Origin of the sequence: Polaromonas aquatica (assembly GCF_042659145.1) — a bacterium.
In the GTDB taxonomy this organism is placed as follows: Bacteria; Pseudomonadota; Gammaproteobacteria; order Burkholderiales; family Burkholderiaceae_C; genus Polaromonas; species Polaromonas aquatica.
Genome location: NZ_JBHSRS010000057.1, coordinates 1 through 3,301, shown reverse-complemented (window position 1 = coordinate 3,301; position 3,301 = coordinate 1). Strand labels below are relative to the sequence as shown.

Below are 3,301 nucleotides of genomic sequence, written 5' to 3'. Positions count from 1 at the left end.
GTACGCCCCGGCGAGTTGTTGACCGTCGAACTGCCGGCAGCTGCCACAGCAGGCGCATGGGATCTTCCGCTGTCGGCCGTGGCCCATGACGGTGATCAGGGCTACGTGTTTGTGCGCACACCGGACGGATTTGAAGCGAGAGCTGTCAAAGTCTCAGCCAGTTCCGGTCAGCGGATCCGGGTTCAGGGGCCCGTCAAAGCGGGCGAGGAAGTCGCGATCAGTGGCGTGGTCGCACTCAAAGGCGCATGGCTTAGTGAAAAGGGGAGCAAGTAATGCTTTCCCGCCTTGTTCAATTTTCCCTGGCGCAACGTCTGTTTGTGCTGATGGCGACCTTGATGGTGGCCGGTGCGGGCTGGTACGCCTTACGCGGCTTGCCGATCGACGCCTTCCCTGACGTATCCAGTACGCAAGTCAAAATCATCATGAAAGCGCCCGGGATGACCCCGGAAGAAGTCGAGAGCCGCATTGCGGTTCCGATTGAAGTCGAGATGCTCGGCATCCCGAAAACCAAAATTCTTCGCTCCGTCACCAAGTATGGCCTGGTCGATGTCACGATTGACTTCGAGGACGGCACCGACATTTACTGGGCGCGTCAACAGGTGAGCGAGCGTCTGGGCGGACTGACAGAAAACCTGCCGACCGGCATTTCCGGTGGCATGGCCCCTGTCACCACTCCGCTCGGAGAAATGTACATGTTCACGGTGGAGGGCGAGTCGCTGTCACTGGCGGAAAGGCGCAGCGTACTCGACTGGGTCATCCGTCCCGCACTGCGGACCGTGCCGGGCGTTGCGGACGTGAATGCGCTGGGGGGAGTTGTCAGAGCCTTTGAAGTAGTACCCGATCAGGCCAGCATGGCGGCGAGCGGCGTAACAATCACCCAGCTGAAAGAAGCGATCGGGGCGAACAATCGCAACGATGGCGCGGGCAGGCTCGGTGAAGGCGATGAAGTCTTGCTGGTCCGCAGCGAAGGCAGCATCACCAGCCTGGAGGACCTGCGCGCCATCGTGGTGGCCATGAAAGACGGCTCACCCGTTCGCCTGGGTAATCTGGCAGAAGTCAAGATCGGTACTGTGACACGCTACGGTGTCGTCACCCAGAGTGGACGCGGCGAGGCCGTGCAAGGTCTGGTACTGGGTCTGGCCGGCTCCAATGCGAAAATGGTGGTCGAGGGCGTGCGCAAGAAGCTGGAGGAACTCCAGCCAACCTTGCCGGCAGGCATCGAGATCAAGACTTTTTATGACCGCGCTTCGCTGGTTACCAAGGCAGTTAGCGCTGTATCGTCTGCTCTGATTGAAGCGACCGTGCTGGTCATCGTGCTGCTCGGCCTGTTTCTGGGCAATATTCGCGCGGCCCTGACAGTGGCCATGGTGCTCCCCTTGGCGGCACTGATCACTTTCATCCTGATGCGGGCCTTCGGCATGTCGGCCAATCTGATGAGTCTCGGCGGCTTGGCCATTGCGATCGGCATGCTGGTTGATGCAGCCGTGGTCGTCGTGGAAAACATCGTGCAGCGTCTGGCGACCGATCCCACGGCTGACAAGCTGCCCCGGTTACACACCATCTACCGGGCGGTGCGTGAAGTGGCGGTACCGGTCACAGCCGGGATTTTGATCATCATCACCGTCTTTCTTCCGCTGCTCACGCTGCAAGGCCTGGAAGGCAAGTATTTTGTGCCGGTGGCGTTGACTATCGTGTTCGCCCTAGCAGGCTCGCTGGTATTGTCACTGACCATCATTCCGGTGTTGGCGTCATACCTCTTGCGTGAAGTCAAACACGAAGACCCGTGGCTGCCACGCAAGCTTCTGAAGCTCTATGAGCCAGTGCTTGCCTGGAGCCTGAAACGACAGCGTGTCGTTGCGGCCGCCGCCGCTGTCATGCTATTGGCGGCCGGGTTGATTTACACCCAGGTAGGCAAGACCTTTATGCCGACGATGGACGAGGGCGACTTGATCGTCGGTATAGAGAAACTCCCGTCCATCAGCCTGGAGCAAAGCGCTGCCCTCGATTTGAAAATTCATCGCGCCATCATGCAAGCCATCCCGGAAGTGCATGGCATCGTCGCGCGTGCCGGCTCCGATGAAATCGGCCTCGATCCGATGGGACTGAACCAGACCGATACCTACTTGCTGTTGAAGCCGCAAGGCGAGTGGCGCATGAAATCCAAAGAAGCGCTGATGGACGAGGTGCGCAAGGTCCTCGATCCCATGCCTGGTATCGAATACAGCTTCACGCAACCCATCGAAATGCGGGTTTCGGAAATGATCATCGGTGTGCGTGGTGACCTGGCCGTCAAGATTTTTGGCCCCGATCTGGACAAGCTAAACCAGTATGCGAATCAGGTAGAGACGCTGCTCAAGACCGTTTCTGGAAATCAGGACGTGTACACGGTGCAGAACGACGGGGTGCAGTACCTGCGGGTAGCGGTAGATCGTTTGCAGGCCGGACGACTGGGCTTGAGCGTCGAGGAAATCCAAGACGCCTTGCGTACGCAGATTGAAGGCCAGCGAGCGGGCGTTGTTATTGAGGGTAACCGCCGCACGCCTATTGTTTTACGTGGCGCCGAAAGCGTCCGGATGTCGCCGGCCGATTTCGGTGCCATGCGGATCACGACCAAGGATGGCAATACGGTCCCCTTGACCAGCGTCGCAAAACTTGAACGAGCGGCGGGTCCGGTCAAGATTGACCGCGAAATGGGGAGCCGTTACAGCGTGGTCATTGCCAACGTAGCCAACCGGGACTTGGTGGGCTTTGTCGAAGAGGCGAGGACGCTGGTGAACCAGAAAGTGTCGCTGGACACAGGTTACCGCATCACCTGGGGCGGTCAGTTCGAGAACCAGCAACGCGCCGCAGCCAGGCTCACGGTTGTTGTGCCGGTCGCGCTCGGATTGATTTTCGTGCTGCTGTTTTCAACCTTCCGATCCGTGCGCCAGGCCCTGCTCATTTTGAGCATCATCCCGTTTGCGCTGGTGGGTGGAATTGTTGCCTTGTGGGTAACCGGCGAATACCTGTCGGTGCCGGCATCGGTGGGCTTCATCGCTCTGCTGGGCATCACCGTCCTCAATGGGGTGGTTCTGGTGAGTTATTTCAATCAGCTGCAAAGCGAGGGAATGAGACTGAGTGAGGTCGTTTTGCAGGGAGCGAAGCGCCGGCTGCGGCCGGTGCTGATGACGGCATCCATCACTGCTTTCGGTTTGATCCCGCTGCTGTTCGCAACTGGGCCAGGGTCCGAAATACAACGCCCGTTAGCCATCGTCGTGATCGGCGGGTTGATCACGGCCACGGCTTTGACCCTGATGTTGTT

1 protein-coding gene and 1 pseudogene are annotated in these 3,301 nt (G+C 59.1%); both read left to right on the top strand.

Annotated features, from left to right (window positions below; all coding sequences use genetic code 11):
- Positions 1-273 (top strand): annotated as a pseudogene (locus ACFQND_RS12430) (efflux RND transporter periplasmic adaptor subunit); the annotation flags it as partial.
- Positions 273-3,301, top strand: a 3,029-nt coding sequence (locus tag ACFQND_RS12425; RefSeq protein ID WP_377413671.1) for an efflux RND transporter permease subunit, incomplete at its 3' end; no start/stop codon positions are given. The pseudogene ACFQND_RS12430 and the gene ACFQND_RS12425, both read left to right, overlap by 1 nt.